The organism is Streptomyces sparsus, from assembly GCF_054776295.1.
This window is the reverse complement of record NZ_BAAHCA010000339.1, coordinates 1-4,844: the sequence shown is the minus strand read 5'-3', so window position 1 is coordinate 4,844 and position 4,844 is coordinate 1. Positions and strand designations below refer to the sequence as shown.

Genomic DNA, 4,844 nt, shown 5'->3' with positions numbered 1-4,844 from the left:
GTTCAGCCGGCCCCCGCCCACCCGCGCGGTCCGGACCCGCGGCCCCGTCCGGGCCGCGGCGAGAACCGCCGGACGGCGGTGCCACGGGCGCGGACTGAGGGATTCCACTCCTTCGGCGGGACCCGCGGCGCGTTGTGCACCCTCCCCGCGCGACCCCAAATAGCGTCCAGTAGGGTTTGGTCCGCATAAACATCCAAACCCCTGCCCGCGCCAGGGCCGGCGCCCGGTCAACAGGGCCGCGCCGAGCCGAGCGGGCGAGACTCTCGGGAAGGCGCTACGTGAGTCCCAACGGCTCCGACCGCTCGTCGCGGCGCCCGATGCGGCGGATGCTGCCGCGGGCGCTTGCCGCGGGCCTGGTCCTGGCGACCGCGACAGGTTGCACATATCAGGACTTCCCCCGCCTCGGCATGCCCACCCCGGTCACGGAAGAGGCGCCGAGGATTCTGTCCCTGTGGCAGGGCTCGTGGGCGGCTGCGCTCATCACAGGTGCCCTGGTCTGGGGCCTGATCCTGTGGAGCGTGATCTTCCACCGGCGTTCCAGGACCAAGGTCGAGATCCCGCCGCAGACCCGTTACAACATGCCGATCGAGGCGCTGTACACGGTGGTCCCGCTGATCATCGTCTCGGTGCTGTTCTACTTCACGGCACGTGACGAGTCCAAGCTGCTGGAGACGTCCGAAAAGCCCGCACACGTCATCAACGTCGTGGGCTTCCAGTGGAGCTGGGCCTTCAACTACATGGAGGACGTGGACGGCGACCCGTCCACCGACAACCGGGACGCCACGGAGCTCGCCTCCATCCCGGACCGGATGATGGAGGCCGCCCCGGAGGGCGCCGAAGGCGTCTGGGACCTCGGCACGCCGGGTCAGCGGAACCCGCAGAACAACAACCCGGGTCCGACGCTGTGGCTGCCCGAAGGGGAGCGGGTGCAGTTCATCCTGACCTCCCGGGACGTCATCCACTCCTTCTGGGTCGTGCCGTTCCTGATGAAGCAGGACGTCATCCCCGGCCACACCAACCGCTTCGAGGTCACCCCGAGCAAGCAGGGCACGTTCATGGGCAAGTGCGCCGAGCTGTGCGGTACCGACCACTCGCGGATGCTCTTCAACGTCAAGGTGGTTTCTCCGGAGCGCTACCAGCAGCACCTGGAGGAGCTGGCTGAGAAGGGCCAGACCGGCTACCAGTTTGCGGGTATCGAGCAGACGGACGCAGCCAAGAATGCGGAGACGAACAACCCGTGAGCATCCTCAACGAATCCGCGGGTGCCGCCACGGCGGGCAGCTCGGTGGAGAACGAGCTCCCCGCCCGGCGAGAGCCCGGCAACATCATCGTCAAGTGGCTGACGACCACTGACCACAAGACGATCGGCACGCTGTACCTCATCACGTCGTTCGTCTTCTTCGTGGTCGGCGGCGCGATGGCCCTGATCATGCGGGCCGAACTGGCCCGCCCGGGCACCCAGATCGTCACGAACGAGCAGTTCAACCAGCTGTTCACCATGCACGGCACGGTGATGCTGCTGATGTTCGCGACCCCGCTCTTCGCCGGGTTCGCGAACTGGATCATGCCGCTCCAGATCGGCGCGCCCGACGTGGCGTTCCCGCGGCTGAACATGCTGGCCTACTGGCTGTACCTGTTCGGCTCCACGATCGCCGTGGCCGGCTTCCTCACCCCCAACGGCGCCGCGAACTTCGGTTGGTTCGCGTACTCGCCGCTGTCGGACGCGGTCCGCTCGCCGGGCGTCGGCGCCGACATGTGGATCATGGGCCTGGCGCTCTCCGGCTTCGGCACGATCCTCGGTGCGGTCAACTTCATCACCACGATCATCTGCATGCGCGCCCCCGGCATGACGATGTTCCGCATGCCGATCTTCACCTGGAACGTGCTGCTCACCGGTGTGCTCGTGCTGCTGGCCTTCCCCGTGCTGGCCGCCGCGCTGTTCGCGCTGGAGGCCGACAGACAGTTCGGATCGCACATCTTCGACGCCGCCAACGGCGGTGCGCTGCTGTGGCAGCACCTGTTCTGGTTCTTCGGCCACCCAGAGGTGTACATCATCGCGCTGCCGTTCTTCGGCATCGTCTCCGAGGTCATTCCGGTGTTCTCCCGGAAGCCGATGTTCGGCTACATCGGCCTGATCGGCGCGACGATCGCCATCGCCGGCCTCTCGGTGACGGTGTGGGCGCACCACATGTACGTCACCGGCGGTGTGCTGCTGCCGTTCTTCTCGTTCATGACGTTCCTCATCGCGGTCCCGACCGGTGTGAAGTTCTTCAACTGGATCGGCACCATGTGGCAGGGCTCGCTGAGCTTCGAGACGCCGATGCTCTGGACGGTCGGCTTCCTGGTCACCTTCCTCTTCGGCGGACTGACCGGCGTCATCCTGGCCTCGCCGCCGATGGACTTCCACGTCTCCGACACCTACTTCGTGGTGGCGCACTTCCACTACGTGGTGTTCGGCACGGCGGTCTTCGCGATGTTCGCCGGCTTCCACTTCTGGTGGCCGAAGTTCACCGGCAAGCTGCTGGACGAGCGCCTGGGCAAGATCACCTTCTGGACCCTGTTCGTCGGCTTCCACGGCACCTTCCTGGTCCAGCACTGGCTGGGCGCCGAGGGCATGCCCCGCCGGTACGCCGACTACCTCCACGCCGACGGCCTGACGGCGCTGAACACGATCTCCACGATCAGCTCCTTCCTGCTCGGCCTGTCCGTGCTGCCGTTCTTCTACAACGTCTGGAAGACGGCCAAGTACGGCAAGAAGGTCGAGGTCGACGACCCGTGGGGCTACGGCCGTTCACTCGAATGGGCGACTTCCTGCCCGCCGCCGCGGCACAACTTCCTCACCCTGCCGCGGATCCGCTCCGAATCGCCGGCCTTCGACCTGCACCACCCGGACATCGCGGGCATGGACCAGTTGCAGAACCGCACGCCGGACGGCAAGGACAGCGACCGCAGCGCCGAGCTGGGCGACGGCGGCAGCAAGGAGGGCACCAAGTGAAGATCCAGGGCAAGATGTTCCTGTGGTTGTCCGCCTTCCTCCTGATCATCGCCATCGTGTACGGGCTGTGGTCGAAGGAGCCGGTCGGCACCACCGCGCTGTTCCTGTCCTTCGGACTGGCCGTCATGGTCGGCTACTACCTGGCGTTCACCGCGCGGCGGGTGGACAGCGGCGCGCAGGACAACGACGACGCGGACGTCGCCGACGACGCCGGTGAGCTGGGCTTCTTCAGCCCGCACAGCTGGCAGCCGCTCGCTCTGGGTGCGGGCTGCGCGCTCGCCTTCATGGGCGTCGTCTTCGGCTGGTGGCTGCTGTACTTCTCCCTGCCGGTGATCTTCGTGGGCCTGTTCGGCTGGGTCTTCGAGTACTACCACGGTGAGGCGCAGAACCAGTAGGACCAGCAAGCAGTCAGCGGGATCGGCCGGTTCCGTGAGGGAACCGTCAGGTCAGGCGCACGTCAGCGGGTCGGCCCCGGGCAGCAGCCCGGGGCCGACCCGTTTGCACGCACCCAGCGCGCCCGATCCGGTTACTTTTCATACTTTTACTCCATGAGCCACCGGACCCATGGAACGAGACGACTCACCCTGAGTTGCGCGCTGATGCTCGCACCGGTGATGGTGCTGACCGCCTGCGGTGACTCCCCCCATCCGCTTGCCGCCGAGCCCTACGACGCCTCCGACCAGGTCGCGGTGAACGCCGGCGGAGACCGTCCGCTGGACCCGGAACGGCCGCTGGAGGTGACCGCCGAGGGCGACGAGGGGCAGATCACCGACGTGCTGGCGGTGGACCGGGACGGCCGCTACGTGGCGGGCCGCCTCTCCGCCGACGGCACCCGCTGGCGCAGTACCGCGCCGCTGGTCGCCGGGAGCGACTACACCCTCCAGGTGAGCACCGAGAACAGGGAGGGCCGCCGAGGCCGCAGCACGGTGGAGTTCACCACCGGACCGGCCGACGCCGAGAAGCGGCTCACGGTGGAGTTCGGCCCCGGCAAGGGCACCTACGGCGTGGGCCAGCCCCTCACCGCGGAGCTCAACCGCGAGATCGACGACCCCGAGCAGCGGCGCGTGGTGGAACGCGCCCTGCTGGTGCGGTCGAAGCCGCGGGTCGAGGGCGCCTGGCACTGGGTGGACGGCAAGAAGCTGCACTACCGGCCGAGGGAGTACTGGCCCGCGCACGCGACCGTCAGCGTGCGCAGCAGGCTGGAGGGGGTGCGGATCCGCGACGGGCTGTACGGGGGGAGCAGCCGTCCGCTGGGACTGCGCATCGGGGACCGGGTGGAGGCCGTGGCCGACGCCTCGTCACTGGTGATGACGGTACGGCGGAACGGCAAGGTCGTCAGGAAGCTGCCGATCACCACCGGGAAGGCCGGCTTCCGCACCCGCAACGGCACCAAGGTGGTGCTCGGCCAGGAGCCGTTCGTGCGGATGCGCAGCACCAGCATCGGCATCGGCAGGGGCAGCGCCGACTTCTACGACCTCCCGGTGCACTGGGCCACGCGGCTCACCTGGAGCGGTGAGTACGTGCACGGCGCGCCCTGGTCTGTCGGCTCGCAGGGCTACGCGAACGTCAGCCACGGGTGCACCGGCATGAGCACCAGGAACGCCCGCTGGTTCTTCGACACCGTCCGCCGGGGCGACCTGGTCACACACGTCAACACCGCCGGAGACCGCATGGCCGCCTTCGGCAACGGCTTCGGGGACTGGAACCTGTCCTGGGCCAAGTGGCAGGCCGGCAGTGCGCTGGCGGGTGACCGCCCCGGCGCGCGGGACCCGGGCGCACAGGGCCGCCTGAGGCCGCTGCTCTGAGCCGCCCCGAGAAGTCGGCACAGCGTCGCGCGGAGGCCGTCGCG

The 4,844-nt window shown here is 68.3% G+C and carries 4 protein-coding genes; all 4 read left to right on the top strand.

The annotated features are described in order from the left end of the window. Positions 1-278 precede the first annotated feature (278 nt). Positions 279-1,241, top strand: a complete 963-nt coding sequence (gene ctaC / locus ACYVE9_RS15890; RefSeq protein ID WP_461028506.1) for an aa3-type cytochrome oxidase subunit II — start codon at positions 279-281, stop codon at positions 1,239-1,241. Further along, positions 1,238-2,995, top strand: a complete 1,758-nt coding sequence (ctaD, locus tag ACYVE9_RS15885) for an aa3-type cytochrome oxidase subunit I (protein WP_461028505.1) — start codon at positions 1,238-1,240, stop codon at positions 2,993-2,995. The genes ctaC and ctaD overlap by 4 nt, the downstream gene beginning before the upstream one ends. Further along, on the top strand, positions 2,992-3,390 hold the full coding sequence (locus tag ACYVE9_RS15880) for a cytochrome c oxidase subunit 4 (protein ID WP_461028504.1): 399 nt from the start codon (positions 2,992-2,994) through the stop codon (positions 3,388-3,390). The genes ctaD and ACYVE9_RS15880 overlap by 4 nt, the downstream gene beginning before the upstream one ends. A 153-nt stretch (positions 3,391-3,543) precedes the next feature. After that, on the top strand, positions 3,544-4,800 hold the full coding sequence (locus ACYVE9_RS15875) for a L,D-transpeptidase (RefSeq protein ID WP_461028503.1): 1,257 nt from the start codon (positions 3,544-3,546) through the stop codon (positions 4,798-4,800). Positions 4,801-4,844 lie beyond the last annotated feature (44 nt).